General features: G+C 59.1%; 18 protein-coding genes. 9 read left to right on the forward strand and 9 right to left on the reverse strand.

Features of this window, described 5'->3' with window-relative positions:
• Positions 1–119 precede the first annotated feature (119 nt).
• The 6 genes from IB277_RS30645 to IB277_RS30670 all read left to right on the forward strand — a co-directional run bounded on the left by IB277_RS30645 (position 120) and on the right by IB277_RS30670 (position 6,358).
• The gene (locus IB277_RS30645; RefSeq protein WP_082936614.1) at positions 120–1,154 is read left to right on the forward strand and encodes a Gfo/Idh/MocA family protein; all 1,035 of its coding nucleotides are present in this window, start codon (positions 120–122) and stop codon (positions 1,152–1,154) included.
• 10 nt (positions 1,155–1,164) lie between these two features.
• Positions 1,165–2,067 carry a sugar phosphate isomerase/epimerase gene (locus tag IB277_RS30650; protein WP_034798673.1) on the forward strand — a complete coding sequence of 301 codons (903 nt, stop codon included), beginning with the start codon at positions 1,165–1,167 and terminating at the stop codon, positions 2,065–2,067.
• Positions 2,068–2,126: 59 nt separating this feature from the next.
• On the forward strand, positions 2,127–3,359 hold the full coding sequence (locus IB277_RS30655) for a sugar ABC transporter substrate-binding protein (RefSeq protein WP_192372456.1): 1,233 nt from the start codon (positions 2,127–2,129) through the stop codon (positions 3,357–3,359).
• Positions 3,360–3,561: 202 nt separating this feature from the next.
• The gene (locus IB277_RS30660; protein ID WP_060584395.1) at positions 3,562–4,464 is read left to right on the forward strand and encodes a carbohydrate ABC transporter permease; all 903 of its coding nucleotides are present in this window, start codon (positions 3,562–3,564) and stop codon (positions 4,462–4,464) included.
• On the forward strand, positions 4,461–5,288 hold the full coding sequence (locus IB277_RS30665; protein ID WP_034798680.1) for a carbohydrate ABC transporter permease: 828 nt from the start codon (positions 4,461–4,463) through the stop codon (positions 5,286–5,288). The genes IB277_RS30660 and IB277_RS30665 overlap by 4 nt, the downstream gene beginning before the upstream one ends.
• Positions 5,285–6,358: an ABC transporter ATP-binding protein gene (locus tag IB277_RS30670; protein ID WP_060644523.1), complete on the forward strand. Its 1,074-nt coding sequence runs from the start codon at positions 5,285–5,287 to the stop codon at positions 6,356–6,358. Before IB277_RS30665 ends, IB277_RS30670 begins: the two co-directional genes overlap by 4 nt.
• Positions 6,359–6,668: 310 nt before the next feature.
• On the opposite strand, the gene IB277_RS30675 is transcribed toward IB277_RS30670, so the two are convergent.
• The 3 genes from IB277_RS30675 to IB277_RS30685 are packed head-to-tail and all read right to left on the reverse strand — an operon-like array spanning position 6,669 to position 10,342.
• Positions 6,669–7,937, reverse strand: coding sequence for a glycerate kinase (locus IB277_RS30675; RefSeq protein WP_192372458.1), 1,269 nt, complete (start codon positions 7,935–7,937; stop codon positions 6,669–6,671).
• Positions 7,934–9,022, reverse strand: a complete 1,089-nt coding sequence (locus IB277_RS30680; protein ID WP_034798686.1) for a tartrate dehydrogenase — start codon at positions 9,020–9,022, stop codon at positions 7,934–7,936. Before IB277_RS30680 ends, IB277_RS30675 begins: the two co-directional genes overlap by 4 nt.
• Before the next feature lie 21 nt (positions 9,023–9,043).
• Positions 9,044–10,342: an MFS transporter gene (locus tag IB277_RS30685; RefSeq protein ID WP_192372460.1), complete on the reverse strand. Its 1,299-nt coding sequence runs from the start codon at positions 10,340–10,342 to the stop codon at positions 9,044–9,046.
• A gap of 128 nt (positions 10,343–10,470) precedes the next feature.
• Between IB277_RS30685 and IB277_RS30690 the strand changes: the two genes are divergently transcribed.
• The gene (locus IB277_RS30690) at positions 10,471–11,385 is read left to right on the forward strand and encodes a LysR family transcriptional regulator (RefSeq protein ID WP_034798776.1); all 915 of its coding nucleotides are present in this window, start codon (positions 10,471–10,473) and stop codon (positions 11,383–11,385) included.
• Between the two features lie 120 nt (positions 11,386–11,505).
• On the opposite strand, the gene IB277_RS30695 is transcribed toward IB277_RS30690, so the two are convergent.
• The 4 genes from IB277_RS30695 to IB277_RS30710 all read right to left on the reverse strand — a co-directional run bounded on the left by IB277_RS30695 (position 11,506) and on the right by IB277_RS30710 (position 15,428).
• On the reverse strand, positions 11,506–12,288 hold the full coding sequence (locus tag IB277_RS30695; protein WP_060584407.1) for a FadR/GntR family transcriptional regulator: 783 nt from the start codon (positions 12,286–12,288) through the stop codon (positions 11,506–11,508).
• A gap of 42 nt (positions 12,289–12,330) precedes the next feature.
• A complete protein-coding gene (locus tag IB277_RS30700; protein ID WP_192372462.1) occupies positions 12,331–13,227 on the reverse strand; it encodes an NAD(P)-dependent oxidoreductase in 897 nt (298 codons plus the stop codon).
• Positions 13,228–13,406: 179 nt separating this feature from the next.
• Positions 13,407–14,399 (reverse strand): sugar-binding protein, encoded by a 993-nt coding sequence (locus IB277_RS30705; RefSeq protein WP_060516756.1) that lies wholly within the window; start codon positions 14,397–14,399, stop codon positions 13,407–13,409.
• Positions 14,400–14,447: 48 nt separating this feature from the next.
• Entirely contained in the window at positions 14,448–15,428 is a 981-nt protein-coding gene (locus IB277_RS30710) for an NAD(P)-dependent oxidoreductase (RefSeq protein ID WP_110819357.1), read from the reverse strand.
• Between the two features lie 147 nt (positions 15,429–15,575).
• On the opposite strand from IB277_RS30710, the gene IB277_RS30715 reads away from it, so the two are divergent.
• The gene (locus IB277_RS30715) at positions 15,576–16,367 is read left to right on the forward strand and encodes an ATP-binding cassette domain-containing protein (protein WP_226020917.1); all 792 of its coding nucleotides are present in this window, start codon (positions 15,576–15,578) and stop codon (positions 16,365–16,367) included.
• 46 nt (positions 16,368–16,413) lie between these two features.
• Positions 16,414–17,409, forward strand: coding sequence for an ABC transporter permease (locus IB277_RS30720; protein WP_112976234.1), 996 nt, complete (start codon positions 16,414–16,416; stop codon positions 17,407–17,409).
• 375 nt (positions 17,410–17,784) lie between these two features.
• On the opposite strand, the gene IB277_RS30725 is transcribed toward IB277_RS30720, so the two are convergent.
• On the reverse strand, positions 17,785–18,012 hold the full coding sequence (locus IB277_RS30725) for a hypothetical protein (RefSeq protein WP_060516749.1): 228 nt from the start codon (positions 18,010–18,012) through the stop codon (positions 17,785–17,787).
• A 385-nt stretch (positions 18,013–18,397) separates the two neighbouring features.
• A complete protein-coding gene (locus IB277_RS30730; protein ID WP_192372464.1) occupies positions 18,398–20,695 on the reverse strand; it encodes a PBP1A family penicillin-binding protein in 2,298 nt (765 codons plus the stop codon).
• Positions 20,696–20,834 lie beyond the last annotated feature (139 nt).

Genomic DNA, 20,834 nt, shown 5'->3' on the forward strand with positions numbered 1-20,834 from the left:
AGACCCGCGACTGGTCATTTTCACACCTCTTGACATAAAAACCCTTTGCCGCATAGTATCGTAAACGTTTACGGAAGCCAATTGAGGAGTTGCTGCTTCCGTTTCTTGGAGGAAATCACGTGCGATACAGGGCCGTTTTGTGCGGGTGCGGAGCTATGGCCAAAGGCTGGCTGAGGGCGCTGACGGAGAGCGAACTTCTTCGCGTGAAAGTCGAGATCGTTGGCCTCGTCGATCTCGATCAGGCGACTGCTGAGGCGCTCGCTACCGAATTTAACCTTGGCGGCATCGTTATCGGAACGGACCTGCCGACCGTGCTTCGCGAGAGCCGCGCAGATCTTTTGTTCGACATCGTCGTTCCGGCCGCACGCCGTGCGGTGGTGGCCGCCGGACTTGCGCATGGTTGCCACGTTTTGAGTGAGAAGCCCATGGCCGCCTCGCTCGGCGAGGCACGCGAATTGCGTCGACTTGCTGCAGCGGCCTCGCGGATCCATGCGATCGTTCAAAACCGTCGCTTCATCAGCGGTGTTCGGCGCATACGCCGCCTCATCGAGTCGCTCGTTCTCGGTGAGCTGACGGCGTTGCATTGCGACTTCTTCCTCGGCCCGCATTTCGGAGGATTTCGCGAGCAGATGGACAATGTCTTGCTGCTCGACATGGCCATCCACACCTTCGATGCAGCGCGCTTCATGTCGGGCAAGGACCCGCTCGCGGTCTATTGCCACGAATACAATCCCAAGGGCTCCTGGTATCGCCATGGCGCGGCCGCCAATGCGATCTTCGAGTTCTCCGACAATGTCGCCTTCACCTATCGCGGTTCCTGGTGCGCTGAGGGTGCCAACACCAGTTGGGAGAGCGCGTGGCGCATCACCGGTTCGAAGGGCACCTTGCTTTGGGATGGCGGCGATCGCTTTGACGCCAAAGTCGTTACGGGTCAGGAGGGCTTCATGCGCACCGTTGAACCGGTTGCGGTGCCCGATACCGAAGATCTCGCCGATACGAACGGGCATGCCAGCGTGATCGAGAATTTCATCCGCGCGATCGACGCGGGAACCGTGCCGGAAACCGACGGCAGCGACAACATCAAGAGCCTTGCCATGGTCTTCGGCGCGATCGACAGCGCGCGGGATGGCAAACGCGTCACCATTGCAGCCTAGGGAGCCTATTTTGATCAACCCAAGCAAATCCATCCGTATTGGCACGATGATCTCTGCCACGAAGGGCGGTGCCGACAGGCGTATCGCCCAGATCGCGGGCATGGGCTTCGAGAGTTTCGAGCCCTTCTTCTGGCAAACGACGAATGGCCAGGACCTCGCCGACCTCGGCAAGCGTTGCGTGGCGGCGGTCGGCGATCGTGACATCACCATCTCCACGATCGGCATGTTCGGCAATCCGTTGGAGACGACCGCGATCGACGAAGAGACCTTGCAGGGCTGGCGAGACTGCATCGACAATGCCCACCACTTCGGCGCGACCTGCGTTGCCGGGTTCACCGGCCGCCTTCGCGGCAAGCCTTTGACCGACAGCCTGCCGCGTTACAGGAAAATCTGGTCCGAGCTGTCGAAACGTGCCGCCGACAAGGGCGTAAGGATTGCATTCGAGAACTGTGCCATGGACGGCAACTGGCATACCGGCGATTGGAACATCGCGCATAATCCGGATGCCTGGGAACTGATCTTCAACGAGACGCCAGACGACCACATCGGGCTCGAATGGGAGCCATGCCATCAAATGGTCTATCTGATCGATCCGCTGCCGCAGATCCGCAAATGGGCAAGCAAGATCTTCCACGTGCACGGCAAGGACGCGACCATCCGCTGGGACGTCATCCGTGAACACGGGATCTTCGGCAAAGAGAAATTCGTCTTCATGCGTACGCCCGGCTTTGGCGACACGAACTGGACCGACGTGATCTCCGAACTTCGGCTGGCTGGTTGGTCCGGCTCGATCGATATCGAAGGCTGGCATGACCCGGTCTATCGCGACGATCTGGAGATGACCGGCCAGGTTCACGGCCTGAATTACCTCAAAACGTGCCGGGGCGGCGACTTCGTCATCGATCCGGTCTGAGACGTGCATGTTGGCCGGCATGGAGGATGCCGGCTCGGGGATAATCAAAGGAGGAGAAAATGGCTATCCGCGGATCCGCAATCCTGGGCGCGCTCGCCCTTGCAGGTGTCTCTCTATTCGGCCTCACCGCCAAGGCGGAGGATGTCACGATCAGCGTCTGGTCGCTCGATCGCGATATTCAACCCGCACCGAACTTGATTTCGGACTTCAACAAGCTGAACACTGGCATCAAGGTCGAGTACCGCCAGATCCAGTTTGACGACGTCGTCAGCGAGGCGATGCGCGCCTATTCGACCGGGCAGGCACCCGACATCATCGCTATCGACAATCCTGAGCATGCGCTTTTTTCGTCGCGCGGCGCGTTCCTCGATCTCAGCGATATGATCGCCAAGTCGACGGTGGTCAAGACGTCGACCTATTTCCCTGGCCCGCTTGCCTCCACCATGTGGGATGGCAAGAATTACGGTCTTCCCAAGGCCACGAACACGATTGCGCTCTACTACAACAAGGACATGTTCAAGACGAAGGGCCTCGATCCTTCCAAGCCGCCGCAAACCTGGGACGAACTCGTCGATGCGGCTCGCAAGCTGACGGACCCTGCGGCCAACGTTTATGGGATCGCGTTTTCAGCTAAGGCGAACGAGGAGGGGACCTTCCAGTTTCTCCCCTGGGCCCAAATGGCCGGTGGTGGCTACGAGCACATCAATTCGGATGGCGCCGTCAAGGCGCTCGACATCTGGAAGACCATCATTACGGAGAAGCTGGCGTCGCCGGACACGCTCACCCGCGGACAGTGGGATTCGACCGGTACCTTCAACTCCGGCAACGCCGCCATGGTCATCTCCGGCCCGTGGGAGCTCGACCGGATGGTCAAGGAGGCGAAGTTCGACTGGGGTGTCGCTCTGTTGCCCGTGCCTGAGCTCGGTGCGGAGCGTTCGTCGGCCATGGGCGATTTCAACTGGGCGATATTCTCCAACACGCAACACCCTGCCGAAGCGTTCAAGGTGCTCGAGTACTTCGTCTCGCAGGACGATCGCATGTTCAAGGACTTCGGCCAGCTTCCCGCCCGTTCCGACATCGCTATTCCGGAGACTGGCGTGCCGCTCAAGGACGCGGCCCTTAAGGTCTTCAATGAGCAGTTGAAATACGCAAAGCCGCGCGGCCCGCACCCGGAATGGCCGAAGATCTCAAAGGCAATCCAGGATGCAATCCAGGCAGCGTTGACGGGACAGATGAGCTCGAAGGAAGCACTCGACCAGGCTGCTGAAAAGATAAAGGCAGTCCTGGGCTAAAGTCTTGGCCAAGGCGGCCTAGAGGCATCCCGCCTGAACCGGAGAGCCGGGCCGCCTTCCGCAAGCGCTCGATCGCATTGAGGCGCTGGGACGGAAACCCGCAAAAACCATGCCGGCTATGCCGGCGTGGTTCTGGTTGTCTAGTTTGCAGGCCAAGCTGCGTCAGCCCAAATGCGCTGAGGCCTTGGCGGCGGAGGAGCTCATGAAACGCCTTCTATCCAGCATCATCGACGGCCGCGGCTTCGATATCGGCCTCGTGAGCCTGCCGCTCGCCTTCCTGCTAACCCTGTCCGGCCTGCCACTGCTCTACAACATCGCCATGAGCTTCCAGGAGGTGGACATGTTCAGCCTCGGCAGCTTCTGGCGCCCGTTCGTCGGTCTCAAGAACTACCGCGATCTCTTCGCCCAGCCGGAAACCTGGCCGATCCTGGCCAATACCGCGACTTTCGTCGTCGCCTCGATCGCCGGTCAGTTCCTCGTCGGCTTTGGACTGGCGCTGTTCTTTTGGACAAATTTTCCAGGCGCCTCGTGGGTGCGGGGTCTGTTTCTGGTTTCCTGGGTGATGCCTGGCCTCGTGGTTGGCGCGATCTGGAATTGGATCCTGTCGGGTGATTTTGGCGTGCTCAACTTCATACTGAGGGAAACGGGCCTCATCGACAGTAATATCTTCTGGCGCTCGGATCCCGGTTACTCGCTCTGGGCCGTCATAATCGCGAATATCTGGCTCGGTACCTCCTTCAACATGATCCTGATGTCCGTCGGTCTGTCGGCCATTCCGCGGGACCTTTATGAGGCGTCCGAATTGGATGGTGCCAATGTCTGGCAACGCTTCTGGACGATCACGCTGCCGATGATGCGCTCGTCCATAGGGGCCATCATCGCGCTCGGGCTCATTTTCACGCTGCAGCAGTTCGATCTTTTCGCCTCGATCACCTCCGGAGGGCCGAACAATGCCTCCAACGTCACGCAATACTGGGCCTGGGATCTGTCTTTCCGGCAGTACGATTTCGCCAAGGGCGCGACGATCTCGGTGATCATGATCGTCTTTGTGATGATCGCTTCTGTCGTCTACGTGCGTTCGACACGGCATGAGGTGCGCGGATGAGCAATGTATCCCGGGATCGCCTGCTTCTCGCAATCGCGATCATTCTCGCCGGCCTTTATCTGTTCCCACTCTACTGGATGTACATCACCACGATCAAATCGGGGTCGGAGATGTTTGCCACTCCGCCGACCTTCTGGCCGAGCGATCCCCAGTGGCAAATCTTCGGCAACGTGTGGCAGAGCCGGAACATGGGCCGGTACATCTGGAACTCCTTGGTCATCGCCTGCGGAGCGGTCAGCGTCATCACCGTGCTTGGTGTTGGCTGCGCCTACGTGCTGGCGCGCTATCGCAACATCTGGATCGATATCGGGCTCTTCCTCATCCTCATGTTGCAGGTCCTTCCGGCGTCGCTGATGGTTACGCCGATTTTCGTGGGCTTTTCGCAAGTTGGGTTGCTCAACTATCCGCGGCTTGCCGTCATCCTGGCGATTGCGGCCAAGAGCATGCCGTTCTTCGTCGTCCTGGTGCGCGCGACCTTCATGAGCGTGCCACAGGAACTGGAGGAAGCAGCCCTTGTCGACGGCAACTCCAGGGTCGGCGCATTCTTCAATATCGTCCTGCCGCTCGCACGCAACGGCATCCTCGTCAGTGCGATCCTGATTTTCATGCAGGCCTTTGGCGAGTTCGTCTATTCGAAATCGATGATCCAGGCCGTCGAGCTGCAACCGGCAAGCGTGGGGTTGAACTCCTTCATGGGGCCAAACACCAATGAATGGAACAATATCATGGCCTACGCGGCGATCTACGTGACGCCGATCCTCGCCATTTTCGTCCTCCTGCAACGCCGCATCGTCTCTGGTCTTACCTCGGGAGCGCTCAAATGAATGCCCAGATCGAACTAAGGAACGTCAACAAGTATTATGGTGCCTACCATGCGCTGAAGGACATCGAGCTTTCGATCCGCAAAGGCAGCTTTACAGCTCTCGTCGGTCCGTCAGGTTGCGGGAAGTCGACGTTGTTGCGGTCTCTGGCGGGCCTGGAGAGCATATCGTCCGGTACGCTCAAGATCGCTGGCGAGGTGATGAATGCAGTGCCGCCGCGCAAGCGCGATGTGGCGATGGTGTTCCAGTCCTACGCGCTCTATCCGCACATGACGGTTGAGGAAAACCTGACTTATAGCCTACGCATCAGGGGCGTTGCCAAGGCCGAACGCAAGAAGGCGGCACATGAAGTTGCCGCCGTCACCGGGCTCACGCATCTCCTGGCGCGCTACCCGCGCGAGCTTTCCGGTGGTCAACGGCAGCGCGTGGCGATGAGCCGGGCGATTATCCGGCACCCCAAGGCGTTCCTGTTCGACGAGCCGCTTTCCAATCTTGATGCCGCACTTCGCGTTCATATGCGCAAAGAAATCCGCGCGCTGCACGATCGGCTGGGCGCCACGTCGGTCTATGTCACGCACGATCAGGTGGAAGCGATGACAATGGCGGACCATGTCGTCATCATGCGTGACGGCGTCATCGAACAACAGGGCAGTCCGCTTGAGCTTTATGACCGGCCGGCTAACAAGTTCGTGGCCGGCTTCATTGGATCTCCTGCCATGAATTTCCTGCCCGCGGTCGGCGGTCCGGACGGACGCTCGATCATCCTCGATGTCGGTACCAAACAAACGATCGCCCTTAACCGGACGGTGCAGCCAGGACAGGCCTTGAGCGTCGGCTTGCGTCCGGAGCATATCGAACTTGCGGCAGCCGATGAGGGCATTCTCTCAGCACCAGTGGCAATGATCGAATCGACCGGTGCGACGTGCTTTCTGACAATGGCGACCACGCCCGAGCTGTCGGTGGTCTTCAATGGCCGATCGGTAGCAAGAGCAGGCGACCGGGTCGGACTGAGCTTTGTTCCCGGAAGCATGCATCTTTTTGATGCCGATACCCAGCGCCGCCTTGCTGATTGAAGCCCGAACTATCCAGGCGCGCACCGCCAAAAAAGGAGCCTGTCGACGTCTCGGCCGCGCGTTCCCGGCCAACTCGTCGGTTCTCAGCGGTGGCTCGACCCGCTTCGAGGATCATGCTTTCCCGATCTGAGCGACACGGAGATTATTCGTGCTGCCTTCAGTCGCGAACGGGAGGCCGCTGACGATGACAGTTTGAAGGTCCGTCCGACGCCGGTGAGGAACAACGATTTGAGCGTTTCGGGCGAATTTGAAGCCGGCCCGACCGTCGCAACGATCTTGGCCTTGCGGTTGCTGCGTGGGAGCATGATTTCTATCCGATCAGGATTGCGCGTATGTCATTGACGTTTGTGAGTGTTGGCCCGGTGACGACAAGGTCGCCAATCGCCTTGAATGCGGTGTAGCTGTCATGTTGTGAAAGCGCGGTGCGCGGAGCAATGCCGACCTGCTGCAGACGGGTAAGGGTGTCAGGAGTGACGAAAGCACCCGCAGCGTCCTCGACACCGTCGATACCGTCTGTGTCTCCGGCAATTGCCCAGATCGAATTTGCACCACTCAAGCCAATCGCAAGGCTCAGCAGGAATTCGGTGTTGCGGCCGCCACGTCCGGTCGAGCCTTTCGGCAAGGACACGGACGTTTCTCCGCCCGACAGGAGCACGGCTGGTCCCGCAACCGGTAAGCCCTTGTCGCGCGCGGAGAGCGCGATGCCGGCAAAGACTGTACCGACTTCTCTCGCTTCTCCCTCAAGCGCATCGCCAAGGATCAAGGGGCGGATCCCGTGAGATTGCGCAACTTGTGCCGCCGCATGCAGGGCTGTGGACGGCGAGGCTATCAGCCGCGTTTCTGCGTTGATCGGGGCGCTCACCGCCGCGGAGCCGCCACCGTCGAGAACGGCGATCGCTTCCGGTGGAAGAGCGAGTTTGTAGCGCGCGACGATTTCGCGAGCCTCGACAACGCCCGTATCGTTGGAGACAGTGGGTCCCGAGGCAATTTCGGAAGAGTTGTCGCCCGGCACGTCGGAGATCACGAGCGTGACGACCCTTGCAGGATATGCTGCCTGCGCGAGCCGTCCGCCTTTTATGTTTGAAAGCTGCTTTCGAACGGTGTTCATCTCCGAGATCGTCGCACCGCTGGCAAGCAGCATCCGGTTGACCTCCTTCTTGTCGGCCAACGTCATGTTGCCGGCTGGAGCAACCAGCAAAGCGGAACCGCCGCCTGAAATCAGGGCAATGACCAGATCGTCCGGCCCAAGGTCGCGGACCTTCTCAAGGATACGTGTCGCCGCCTCAACGCTCATCGCGTCGGGGACCGGATGGGCCGCTTCGACGATTTCGATGCGCCCGGCAGGAACTGCATGGCCATACCTCGTCACGACTAGTCCGGAAAGTTCAACGTCGCTCCATGCGGCGTCGAGTGCCGCCGCCATCGCAGCCGAAGCCTTTCCGGCTCCGATCACGATGCAGCGGCCCTTGGGCGGATCGGGTAGGTGGTTTGACACCACTCTAACCGGATCCGCGCTGGTGACCGCTGCGTCGAACATTTGACGCAGCGCATCGCGGGCGGATGTATCGCTAAAGGTCATTCGGCAGCAACGAGGATGTTTGAGCCGGCGATCGCCTCGCAAACGGCATCGGTCACCTGCTGTGTGGTGGCGGTGCCGCCGACATCAGGGGTGAGGATGCCTGCCTCGGTGACGCGTTCGACAGCCGTCATCAGTCTTGTCGCAGCGTCTTTTTCTCCGAGATGTTCGAGCATCTGGGCGGCCGTCCAGAAGGTGGCGATGGGGTTGGCGATGCCCTTGCCGGTGATGTCGAAAGCTGAGCCGTGAATCGGCTCGAACATTGATGGGAAGCGACGCTCCGGGTCGATATTGGCAGTCGGTGCGACGCCGAGGGAACCAGCAAGGGCGCCGGCGAGATCCGACAGGATGTCGGCATGCAGGTTGGTCGCTACAATGGTGTCGAGACTTTCCGGCCTCAGCGTCATGCGCACCGTCATCGCGTCGACTAGCATCTTGTCCCAGGTCACATCCGGGAATTCCTTCGAAACTTCGGCTGCGATCTCGTCCCACATGACCATGCCATGCCGCTGCGCGTTCGACTTGGTGACGACGGTCAAGAGCTTGCGCGGCCGCGACTGGGCGAGTTTGAAGGCGTAGCGCATAATGCGGGTAACGCCGACGCGTGTGAAGATGGCAACCTCGGTGCCAACTTCCTCCGGCAGCCCCTTGTGGGCGCGACCGCCGTGGCCCGAGTATTCGCCTTCGGAATTTTCTCGAACGATGACCCAGTCCAGGTCGCCTGGCCCGCAGTTGCGCAGCGGCGGAGTAATTCCTGGGAGTATCTTGGTCGGTCGGACGTTGGCGTACTGGTCAAAGCCCTGGCAGATTGGAAGACGCAGGCCCCAGAGCGTGATGTGATCGGGGACATCCGGCGCACCAACCGCACCAAAGTAGATTGCGTCGAACTTCTTGAGTGTCTCCAAACCATCGGCCGGCATCATGACGCCATGTTTTTTGTAGTAATCCGAGCCCCAGTCAAAGGTTTCGGAGTGGATCTTGAAGTCGCCGCTACGCTTCTCCAGCGCCTCAAGGACCTGAAGACCCGCTGCGATCACTTCCGGGCCAATTCCGTCGGCCGGTATCGCTGCAATTTTGTACTCGCGCATTGTTGTTCTCCAATCTGGATTTCAATGTTGAATGGAAGCCGTCCGAGTGGCCTCGCGGGAGGCCCCGCGAGCAAGGATCAGAGTGACCACTGCCGAAATCACGAGCAGTGCCGCGACGAAGTAGAGACCACCGGCAAAACTCCCTGTCGTGTCCTTGATCCAGCCGATCATCGAGGGGCCGACGAAGCCGCCGAGGTTGCCCAATGAATTGATGGTGGCGATACCAGCGGCTGCGGCCGGGCCTGAGAGGAACATCGTCGGCATGCTCCACAGCGGCGGCTTGGAGGCGCTGATCCCGATGTTCACAAGCGTCAGGGCGATCATCACGGCAAACACAGTCGTCGCACCGGTTGCAAAGACAAGGCCCGCGGCAGCCAGCAGACAGGCACCGACAACGTGCCAAGTGCGTTCGCCGGTCCTGTCGGAATGGCGTGCCCAGACAATCATGCCGATCACAGCAAAAACAGCTGGAATGGAATTGATCAAACCAACGTGGAAAGACGAAAGGCCAAAGCTCTTGATGATCTGTGGTGCCCAGATTCCGAGCGTGTAGAGACCTGCTGACGTGCCAAAGTAGATGAGCGAAAGTGCAAGGACCCTTACATCAGCGAGCCCTGCCCAGATGCCGTGGCTTGCCTTCACCTTGCCGGCCTGTTCCTGCTCCATGGTCTTCACAAGCCAAGCACGCTCGTCGTCGGTAAGCCACTTTGCCTTTTCCGGTCGGTCCGTCAGGAAAAACAATACGACCACACCGAAGATTACCGCCGGAACAGCTTCGATGATGAACATCCACTGCCAGCCGGCCAGGCCCCAGATGCCGTGCATCTCAAGAAGGGCGCCAGAAATCGGCGACCCGATGGCTGTTGCAAGCGGAGCAGCTGCCATAAACATCGCGGTGACCGCCGCTCGGCGACGCGCAGGAAACCAATAGCTCAGATAAAGAATGATGCCTGGGAAGAACCCAGCTTCGGCCACGCCCAGCAAGAAGCGCAGGGTGTAGAAGCTCGTCGTGCCTTGGACCAGCGCCATCGCACCCGATACCAGGCCCCAAGTAATCATCACCCGGGCAATCCAGATGCGGGCGCCGACTTTGTGGAGAATGAGGTTCGACGGCACCTCGAAAAGAAAGTAGCCGAGAAAAAAGATGCCCGCGCCCACGCCGAAGACGGTCGATGAAAATCCAAGGTCCTGGTTCATCGTCAAAGACGCGAAGCCGATGTTCACGCGATCGATGAACGCGATCAGGTAGAGAACCATGATGAATGGCACGATGCGCCATGTGATTTTGCGCAATACGCGCGTCTCCAGGTCGCTCGTCAAAACAAGCTCCTCCCTATGTTCGAACCCGGCGCGTCCTCTCGCGCTTGTCGGGAAGGTTAGTTTCTCCTTTCCTGCGCATGAAGGTTCATGCAATTATATAATTTATTGATATAATGGAGGGCGTGGGGGTGGAGCTCGAACAGCTCAGGTGTTTTGTCGCGGTCGCCGAAGAACTGCACTTTGGAAGAGCTGCCCAGAAGACGGGCATGCTGCCTGCTTCGCTCGGCCGGCACATCCGGTTACTGGAAGAATCATTGCGAACGCAGTTGTTGAGTAGAACAACCCGAAGCGTGAGCCTGACCGATGACGGCGTGTCGCTTTTGCAAGAAGTGCGGCCGCTCCTGGGGCGGCTTGACGAAGTCGCCGAAAAATTTCGTGCAGCCCGACACAGGCCGTCCGCCATACTGCGCATCGGCGCGATCGATAGTGCTGCCGCCGGTCTCTTACCGTTGCTCTTGCAGGATTTTCGGGAGGCGGCGCCTGATGTCATTACCCAGATCATTGAAGACAAGTCTGTCCGGCTTATTCCGAAACTGCTGGCCGGGCGCCTCGACCTTGTTCTGATCCGTCCTCGCGATGGGATCAGCCGCACTCTGAATGTGCAGTTGCTGTTTCATGAAACGGCAGTTGTTGCGGTACCAATGGGGAGTGCTCTTGCTGGACGGTCCGAAATTACCGTCCAGGATCTGGCGGAAGAGCCATTGATCGTGCCAGAACGCCGCTCGCGACCGCACAGTCATGACCTCACAATGGGATTGTTCGCGGACTTTGACATGCGTCCCCGCGTCGCACAAATAGCCGATGAAAAGCAGACGATAATCAATCTGGTTGCCGCCGGAATCGGGTCCGCCATCGTTCCACGCTGGACCTCGAAACTTGCTGTATCAGGTGTGAGCTACATCCCGCTCGCTCATCCATCGGGATCGCCGATGCATCGACTACCCCTCTCAGCCGCCTGGATGAAAGCGGTGCGAGATCCGTTGCGCGACACGATGCTCGCGTTGTTGCAGCACAATGTCGCGCGATACGCGGAATTTGCGTGAACGCCACGAGCCTTAAAAGGCTGTCACGATCGCGATCCTCGGCCTGACGCTGCGCGGGGGGCCTTAGCCGGTCCACCGCATGGGTAGCTTGTTCACGACGACGTGCGGCGCGCCCTGAGCTCACATGTTGCGCTCTGAATGCGCAATGAGTGCATCGGTGTTCGCTAAAAGTCGCCTTACGGCGTTACGGGCCGCGTTCGGGCGTTGAAGCCGAATGCTTTTCTCGATGTTCTCATGGAGCCTAAGGGCATGGACGAGGGTGCTGTCGTTCCGGGTTACCAGCAGGAAAAGGTGGTTGAGTGCGGATTCGATCAACGTCCCGAGCGGAATGAGGAGGTCATTTCCGGAAGCGCGCAGGATCGCGAGGTGGAAGCGCGTGTCAGCTTGGGTGCGAGCCTGCAGCGTTGTCGCTTGCCCCATGTCTCTCAGTGCCTCGGTGATTTCGGCCATCTGTTCTTCGCTGCGGCGGATCGCTGCAAGGGCGGTGGCTTCCGGTTCGATGATGTGACGAAATTCCTGTACGGTCTTGAGGAACTGGATCCGATCCGGCGAGTGTGCGTACCAACTCAGGACGTCGCGGTCGAGCAGGTTCCAACGCTCCTTCGGCTCCACCCAACTGCCGATTTTTGGACGCGATGCGAGTAGCCCCTTGGCCATCAATATCTTGATCGCCTCCCTGACAGCGGTTCGGCTTACATTGAAGATTTCCGTCCACTGGGCCTCGTTCGGCAGGATCGTTCCCGGAGGATAGTCGCCACGCACGATCCTGAGCCCGATATCTTCGGCGAGCGACATATGAACGCTCGGCCCTGACATGCGCGGCGCGTCGAGCCGCCGGGTCGCACGCGCCGCCTCCGCGGTACCCGAGCCTGCGGAGAGTTTTTCTGGTCGCTGTTCAGCCATTCATCTTTTCTCGTATCTCGAACCCTCTAGCCACGCATTGCGTCACCTGCCGCCAACATAGGTCCGCCAGCTGTGTTGCGGCTGAAAACCGAGCATCGCGCGCGCCTTCCGGTTCGACAGAAGTGTCTCGTATTCGCCAAGCTGTCCTTTGACCGGTACGCCCCGATAGAACCGGTCGATCAGCTCTTGCGTCGGAAGGTCTGAAGACGTCTCGTCGTTCGCTGCATTGAAGATCTGGAACCCGAGACCATCCGTGTCGATGGCCCTGAGGGTGATCTGGCCGAGGTCCCGCGCGTCGATGTAACTCCAGGTGATGCGCTTTCGAAATCCAGGATCGGCAAACCAGCCTGGGAAAAGGTGGTATTCGTTGGGCTCGATCACATTTCCAATGCGCAATGCATAGATGTCGGCTCCGCTTCTGAGCGCAAAGGCGCGCGCGGTCCTTTCGTTCACCACCTTGGAGAGCGCATAGCTGTCCATCGGATCGACGTCATAGTCCTCATCGAGCGGAAAATAGTGCGGGTTTCGTGGCTCATTGGCGAAGACGAGACCGTAGGTCGTTTCGCTGGATGCGATGACGATCTTGCGGATGCCAAGTTTCGTCGCGGCCTCAATGACATTGTAGGTGCCCATCACATTGATGCGAAAGAGTTCATTGTCAGGCGCGATCAGGATGCGCGGGATCGCCGCGAAATGAACAACGGCATCGATCGGTTGCGGCGCAAGCGACGGGTCGAATTCGTGCAGGCCGGTGTAGCTCGACAGTGCATTGAACACTTGGCCGCTGTCGGTAATGTCGGTGATCAGCGTGCGTACTTTCGGGTTATCGAGGGGCTTCGTGTCGAGGTTGAGCACCTGATGGCCCTGCTCGAGGAGGTATTGCACGACATGGCGGCCAGCCTTGCCGCTACCTCCGGTGAAGATGATCCGCTTGGTCATTGCGCTCTCCGTGCTTTGCAAAATTGAGGAATGGTCTTGTCGATGATAGTTCGCCGAAGGGAACTTCCAAGCGGGGTCGTTGCAAGGAGTCGCGGCCGGCCGTCAAGCGTGCTGACCGCGCTCACTGCTCATGGGGCGGAGGCGCCGGAGGCCGTCAAAGGGCGCTCCGGCCACCGTTCCTATTTCTGGATGCAGGTATCGGCCGTATCCTTGGTGCATTCATCGAGACCGGTAAATACCGGATCGTCTACCGGCTTGCCGGCGATCAGGTCGAGCATGACCGATGGCGCCTTGTAGCCCATTTCGAAGGGTCGTTGGCCGACAAGTGCGGTCACGAGACCCTCCTTGGCGATCGCCACTTCCTCTCCGATCGTATCGGCCGCGCCGATGACGAATTCATTCTTCGCAATCTTGTCTGCCATCGGCTTGAACAGATCGCGATAGGGTTGCGGCGCACCGAACAGTGGCCAACCACCCATGATGCCGAAGGCGTCGAGATCGGGATTGGCCGCAAGAATGTCCGTCATCGCCTGCACGCCTTTGGCGCCGTCGTCATTGGTAAAGACCGGGCAGCCAGCAACCTCGGTCCAGCCACCTTCACCCTTTAGCTCGGCCAGCCCGTCCTTGCCGGTCAGCACGTCACGCATCCCTTGAGCACGGCGCAGGATGTTATCAGCGCCAGGGTTCCCTTCGATCGTGCAGATCTTGCCGCCGTTCGGTTTTGCCTTCTTGATGTAGTCCGCGATCCGCGCGCCCATCGTATAGTTGTCGGTACCAAGATAGGTCTTTCGCAGGCCCGCATCTTCCTTGGCAAGGTCGGCGTCAAGCGTCATGACCGGGACTGTCGGGTTTGCCGACTTCAACGTCTGGGCGATCAGCTTGGCGTTGGAAGGCGAAATGGCGATCGCAGCCGTGCTGGGCTTGCCGAGCATGTCCTGGACGATCTGCGCTTCTCCTGCTTCGTCGGAAGTCGACGCAGGGCCGGTATAGAAGCATTCATATTCCGAGCTTGTGTTTTCCTTGTTCCACTTCTGGCAACCCTGATTGATCGCCTCGAAGAAGGGATTGTCGAGACCCTTGACGACGATGACGAGCTGCTTTTTCGTCTGGGCGCCGGCGGGGCCGGCGGCCAGCGCCAGCGCTGCGACTGCAAGCACCAATGCTTTCCTCATTTTATCCTCCCGTTGAAACAAGCGGACACCCTCTGTCCGCGGCACAAATCAACCCGGATACCAGACGATACGAGGGTCACTTGGTGGACGCTCGTATTGAAAGGCCTGGTCGATAAGCTTTTCGAGATCGTATTCCGGTTGCCAGTCCAGCAGGAATTTTGCCTTGCTGTTGTCCAACCAGTTTGAGTGGAAATGGCTTGGAACATCGACCGACGGCAGGCCGCGCGTGCGTTCGAGATAGCTTGCGACCTCGCCGTAATCGACCGGACGATCCATGGCGATGTTGAAACGTTGACGCTCTGCGTGCGGATTGTCGATCGTGCTGAGGATCGCTGACACAAGGTCGCTGACGTGGACGAAGTTGCGCTTGAGCGGTCTTCCGTCGGCATCGCGCAGTAATGGTACGGTTCCGGCCTTTGCGTGGCGTCTGGCTTCATGGGGCGGAAAATACGTCTTCCAGTCCGGTCCACCGAAAACGTCGTCGCCGAAGGAAAGCGAGTGCCTGAAGTCGTCCTTTTCCATGATCCACGGCGCACGCAGGCAGCAGACGTTCATCCCATATTGGACTGAGTACTGCTCGACCATCACCTCCTCGAGGACTTTGGAGAGCGCGTAGCTGCCGGGATAGGCGCGATGCGGTGTCACCTCGGTTATCGGTCCTTCATGGCGATAGAAGAAATGGCCGACCGCGGCGTCGCCGCCGATCAGAATGAACTGCCGGGCTGCTGGGCTCATTCTGAACGATTCGAGCAGCCAAAAGAGACCTTTGACGGTCACATCCATGACGTCGGCGGGCGTTTCCTTGCAGGTCGCCAGATGCACGATATGGGTCGCGCCGGCAATCGCGGCGTCAGCGACCGCGCGATCGGCGATGGAGCCGCGGATAATCTCGAGGCGCTCGCTTGGATTGAGCACGCGGTTGTGGCAGAGCGCGCGAATGCGCGCTTTCGAAAAACGTGGTCGGTCAAGCAGCGTGGATATGAGGTGCTGCCCGACCTTGCCCGTTGCCCCGGTGACAAGGATAAGCATGCTTATCTCCCAGTAGTAGCTAATATATGATTGCGACTTTCGTCAATGTCTAATTGTCATACAAATAAGGTTTATCAGACGAGAGATCATTGACGCGGTTGTGATGATTTGCGTAAATAAGCAATCTCTCACTCAAGGGGCGGGCATATTGTGACGCGCCTTGGTGAAGGCCGCGCGTCTTGGGAGTTTGGAAGGCTGGTCGTGCTGCTAGAACTCAGCAATATTTCCAAGCACTTCGGGGCCATACAGGCCGTCAATGACATTTCGCTGTCGTTAGAGGCAGGCCAGGTTGTCGGATTGATGGGCGACAACGGCGCCGGCAAGTCGACTCTCGTCAAAATGATTGCGGGAAACTTTCGACCGAGCGAAGGCACGATGCGCCTCAATGGCAGCGAAATCGTGCTGCATCGCCCGGTCGAGGCGCGGCACTTCGGAATTGAGATCGTGCACCAGGATCTTGCCCTTTGTGACAATCTCACCGCGGCGGCGAACGTTTTTCTCGGACGCGAACTGAGGCGGGGCATCGGCCCATTGGGCGTGCTCGACTACAAGGCAATGTACCGGAGGGCCGCGGAGATCTTTAAGGAACTCCGTTCCGAGACCAGAGCACGCGACCTCGTGAAACAGATGTCGGGCGGTCAACGCCAGGCGGTGGCGATTGCGCGTACGATGATTTCGGAGGCGAAAATCGTTCTGATGGACGAGCCGACCGCGGCCATTTCCGTGCGCCAGGTCGCTGAAGTGCTCCATCTCATCCGACAACTGCGCGATCGTGGCATTCTGGTTGTGCTTATCAGCCATCGCATGCCCGACGTATTCGATGTCGCCGATCGCGTCGTTGTCATGCGCCGAGGCCGAAAGGTGGCGGACAAGCCAATCATCGAGACCTCTCCGGAAGAGGTGACAGGGCTTATTACTGGCGCCATTGAGGGTGGATAGCGGAAAACGATCTGGGTCTTTTGCGCCGGAGGAACGCGAGGTTAACATGGCAACGACGCTGCACGAGACGATAGCCCATAGGCAGCGCACGCTCGCAGCAACAGTCCTGGGCAGCCAGACCTTCTGGGTACTGGTCGCCGTCATTCTCGCCTGCATCTTCCTGTCATTCGCCACCGACAGTTTCGCAACGGCAAAGAACCTCTACAACATCACCCGCAACGTCACTTTCATCGCAATCATCGCGCTCGGGATGACGCTTGTCATCATCACCGGTGGGATTGATTTATCGGTAGGGTCGGTGCTCTGCCTGTGCAGTATGGTACTTGCAGTCACGATGCATGCGGGATACGGCATGGGGACGGGCATTGCCGTCTCGGTCGCCACGGCATTAGTGATCGGCGCGTTCAATGGCATCTTGATTGCCTATCTCGGCTTTCCGCCCTTTGTCGTAACGCTCGGCATGCTCTCGGTTGCCCGGAGCCTGGCCATGGTCGCGTCCAACAATACTGTCGTCTTCGAATTTGGCCCCGATCATGCCAAGCTGCTGGCGCTGGGCGGTGGGGCGGTCTTCGGTATCGCCAATCCAGTGATCTACATGATCGTGCTGGCGCTCCTGACCGGCTTCGTGCTGCGGTGGACGCGGATCGGCCGCTACATTTACGCCATTGGTGGCAACGAAAAGGCGGCCGTTGCCACGGGCCTTCCCGTACGACCCATCAAGGTCTGCGTCTATATGATCTCGGCGCTCTCGGCTGGCATCGCCGGCATCATTCAGACCGGCTGGCTGGGTGCTGTGACGACCAATATTGGAGCGGGCATGGAGTTGCAGGTCATCGCTGCGGCAGTGATTGGGGGCGCTAATCTCGCTGGCGGCGCAGGTACTGCCTTCGGCGCACTTGTCGGTGCGGCACTCATCGAGGTGATCCGCAATAGCCTCGGACTTCTCGGCATCAATGCGTTCTGGCAGGGGACATTCATCGGCGGCGCGATAATCCTTGCAGTCCTTTTCGATCGCATCCGCAATTTCCGCCAAAGCGAGTAGCGCACACGCCCTGCAGCACGCGATTTTCTCACGCGTTGGTCGCGCACGCCAGTGCGCGCGGTAGTGCGAGTTTGTGTTCTATTCCCGGTGGAGAACGCGCTCATCACCCGCCTACCATTCTTCGAAGGCCGCTTGCGGTCGTGAAGGCTGCTCGGACCTATGCGTCTCACTGGAGAGGAGAGGCATGACGGATCCAGCATGCTGTGGCTCGGGGTGCTCGCTACCCGTAGGCAGACGAGCCAGCGCCTATGGCCATCAGGGACAGGAGACGGGGAGACTTATGACCGAGGGCAAAGAGGTCGAGATTTGGTCGAGGGCAAGCTCGACGGTGTTGCACTTGGTGAGGCAATTTACGGCCAAACCCGCAGCGCCACACTAGCCATTCGGCAGTTCTTTGAGCATTGTCAGTCGGTTTCCAGGCAACAGAGCGATGATTTTGTCCTGTTCAAGAGCGTAGAGCACCTCCAGGATTTCATCCTGCGAGAATCCTGCCGAGGTCAAGGGATCGCCGACTTCAAACACGTTGATGGACATGTCCGGCATAGCCTTCAACGCGCGTAGGCGCTCGATCAATGCGATTTCGGTTTCCGTGAATCTGCTCATACCAACTACATAACGCTCTTCGGGCAGAATTGTCTCATGGCCATTGCACGTCTGCCGTCATCGCAATGACCATGGTCCGCGGATCGAGCTGTTCCAGCGGATCGAGCTCTTCCAGTTGCACGACCTGCGCACGGCCTGGCGGCGGCCCTCGGCTACGCGGTGTTGTCACGAAGCGTTGACGGCGTTGTGAAAAAGCCCCACCTTCGCCGGAGCGATGATGGGGCTCCTACCTTGATCCGGAGGGATCCGAGATCATCAGCAAAGCAAAAACACGAATGTACGGAAAAGGTTCCCGCTTGCTGGGCCGCCTTGGCCGGTTCCGAGAGGGGAAGGCATCGAGGCTTGCCGCCTTTGTGGGCGGTTCGCATTTGATCCGACGTATTGGTCATTTTTCGCAGAGCCTTCGCTCCCCGAAATAGGGTTGGTAGCTGCAGTCCGATGGCCGGAAGGAGCGATAGCTGCGAGAGCAAGCGGTGATGTTGCAGCTCTGAGGCGGAGCGCTGTCGTCAACCAGAACGCCCGCTGCGGGGGTCGCCAACGCTTCCCGCATGAAATCCCGCCAAATCTGCGCTGGCATATCCCCGCCCGTCACGCCTTTCATCGGCGTGTCATCGTCGTTGCCGACCCAGACCCCTGCGACAAGCGGCTCGGTGAACCCGACAAACCAAGCGTCACGATTGTTCTGGCTGGTGCCGGTCTTGCCAGCAGCAAACGCGCCGGGGTCGGCTGCGCGCCCGGTACCGCGTTCCACGACAAGCTGTAGAAGGGAAAGGAGATCGCGCCGATACGGGGCCAGATCCACGCTTGGCGTATCTTTTGCCCCGACTCGAAAAGCCGTTGCTTGGTTCGAAGCCTGAAATTCGATAATTCCCCTGGGTTCAACGGGGGCCTTGCCGAATTGCACGGACGCATAGGCGCTTGTCAGGTCAAGCAAGCTGACCTCGGACGTGCCTAACGCCAGCGAAGGCGTATCGACAAGTGGCGCGTCGATCCCGAGTTCACGCGCGGCACTGATCACCTTGTCAAGGCCGACATGTTGGGCGAGCGCCACTGTTGGCGCGTTGAGAGACCGGGCGAAGGCCTCAGCGATCGTGACCCAGCCGCGATAGCGGCCGCCGGAATTCTCTGGTGACCAGCCGTTGATTTCGATCGGTGCGTCCAGTACCCGGTCGGATAATGAAAGTCCGGCCTTCAGAGCGGCATAGTAAACGAACAGCTTGAAGGTGGAGCCCGGCTGCCGTTTTGCCGTGACGGCACGGTTGAACTGGCTCTCGTTGTAATCGCGGCCGCCGACCATGGCCACAACCGCTCCATCCGGGGTCATTGCCACCAATGCGGCCTGAGATGCACCAACAGTTCTTCCCTCAGTATCCAAGGCCCTCTTGATGACCCTTTCGGCAATCCCCTGAAGCCGGGGAACAAGCGTCGTTCGAACTGTGGTCGAGCCCGGCGAAGTCCCGGCGATTTCGCTCGCCTGCGGTGAGACCCAGTCCGCAAACCAACTGCCGGATCGGGGCGTTGGCGTTGTCGGGTGGAGGGTAGCAAAGCTCGCCTTGATCTGCGCAGCCTTTGACGCGTCGACCTTGCCGTTCGCAACCATCGCGTCGAGGACGACCGATGTGCGCTTTCGGGAACCTTCAAGATTGTCGATCGGGTTCCATAGGCTAGGAGCCCGCAACAATCCCGCCAGAAGCGCCGATTCCGAAAGGTTTAGCGCTCCGATATCCTTGTTGAAATAAATGCGTGCGGCGGCCGGCATGCCCGTTGCGCCAGCGCCAAGATAGGCGCTGTTGAGGTAACGCGTCAGGATTTCCTGCTTTCCGAGTTTCCACTCCAGCCACAGGGCAATCACGAACTCCTGTATCTTTCGTTTTACCGTACGATCGCTGTCGAGATACTGCAACTTGATGAGCTGCTGGGTGATCGTGCTACCACCCTCCACAACCGACCCTGCCTTGAGGTTTCGAAGAAGCGCTCGTCCGATGCCTCTGATATCGATGCCGAAGTGGTCCATGAACCGCCGGTCTTCAACAGACAGTACCGCATCGATCAGTTGTGGCGTGAATTGGTCGAACTGTGCGTAAGGTCCTTGATAAGGTCCTTGTCTGACCAGCGGCTGACCGTCCGCGGTTTCCAACACCACGATAGGCTTTAGTGTACCGTCCCGGATCTCGGCCCAAGGGACATCTTTTAGCGCCCACACCAAGCCCGTTACACCAACCAGAATACAGAAAACGGCGGTCAGCCGCGCCGCCGATTTCCACCTGGCTTTCCTTTGCAAGACAGGCTGGCTAGACCGGCGAAGCGCTCGTCCTGCCTTTTTGGGAGCGTTCGCAAGTGCCCCGCCGAGATTTTTCAGGAGAAATGAAAGAGTTTGCTTATCCGTAGCCTGGACCTTGGTCTTTACGGACGAAGCAGCCGCCCGGACCTTGACCTTGACCGCTGTTGAGATAGCCCGCAAATCGTAGTGAAGCGCACGAAGCAGAGCGTGCGCTGCCTGTCGGGTCTGCTCAAACGGCAGAGGCAGATGTTCGCTCGTTCCAGCTCGTATCAACGGGTCAGCGTCTGCGCTGTGATCCGCCTCTTTTGTTCCCGCGGGTGCTCTCTGGGCGAGCATTTCCGCCTTTTGATGGTCGTCCGACCCAGTGCCACTTCGTGTAGAGACGTGAGGATTGCGGGGCATTTTTTAAGACGCTCAAACACTTAATGACTTAGAGCACTGTGGCGGGTTCTCAACGTACGGCAAAGACGCTGGTTCCAGCCAAAGGAAATACGCCGCCATCATCAGTGCGCGCGTCACGACAGGTGGGACCTAAAAATCC

It is taken from the genome of Ensifer sp. ENS07 (assembly GCF_014852185.1).
GTDB lineage: Bacteria > Pseudomonadota > Alphaproteobacteria > Rhizobiales > Rhizobiaceae > Ensifer > Ensifer adhaerens.

Bases quoted from the DNA above. Each gene is read 5' to 3' on its own strand.
- IB277_RS30705 (WP_060516756.1), bottom strand. From the start codon at position 14,399: ATGAGGAAAGCATTGGTGCTTGCAGTCGCAGCGCTGGCGCTGGCCGCC.
- IB277_RS30670 (WP_060644523.1), top strand. From the start codon at position 5,285: ATGAATGCCCAGATCGAACTAAGGAACGTCAACAAGTATTATGGTGCC.
- IB277_RS30725 (WP_060516749.1), bottom strand. From the start codon at position 18,012: ATGAGCAGATTCACGGAAACCGAAATCGCATTGATCGAGCGCCTACGC.
- IB277_RS30665 (WP_034798680.1), top strand. From the start codon at position 4,461: ATGAGCAATGTATCCCGGGATCGCCTGCTTCTCGCAATCGCGATCATT.
- IB277_RS30695 (WP_060584407.1), bottom strand. From the start codon at position 12,288: ATGGCTGAACAGCGACCAGAAAAACTCTCCGCAGGCTCGGGTACCGCG.
- IB277_RS30675 (WP_192372458.1), bottom strand. From the start codon at position 7,937: ATGACCTTTAGCGATACATCCGCCCGCGATGCGCTGCGTCAAATGTTC.
- IB277_RS30730 (WP_192372464.1), bottom strand. From the start codon at position 20,695: ATGCCCCGCAATCCTCACGTCTCTACACGAAGTGGCACTGGGTCGGAC.
- IB277_RS30680 (WP_034798686.1), bottom strand. From the start codon at position 9,022: ATGCGCGAGTACAAAATTGCAGCGATACCGGCCGACGGAATTGGCCCG.
- IB277_RS30655 (WP_192372456.1), top strand. From the start codon at position 2,127: ATGGCTATCCGCGGATCCGCAATCCTGGGCGCGCTCGCCCTTGCAGGT.
- IB277_RS30720 (WP_112976234.1), top strand. From the start codon at position 16,414: ATGGCAACGACGCTGCACGAGACGATAGCCCATAGGCAGCGCACGCTC.
- IB277_RS30710 (WP_110819357.1), bottom strand. From the start codon at position 15,428: ATGCTTATCCTTGTCACCGGGGCAACGGGCAAGGTCGGGCAGCACCTC.
- IB277_RS30700 (WP_192372462.1), bottom strand. From the start codon at position 13,227: ATGACCAAGCGGATCATCTTCACCGGAGGTAGCGGCAAGGCTGGCCGC.
- IB277_RS30660 (WP_060584395.1), top strand. From the start codon at position 3,562: ATGAAACGCCTTCTATCCAGCATCATCGACGGCCGCGGCTTCGATATC.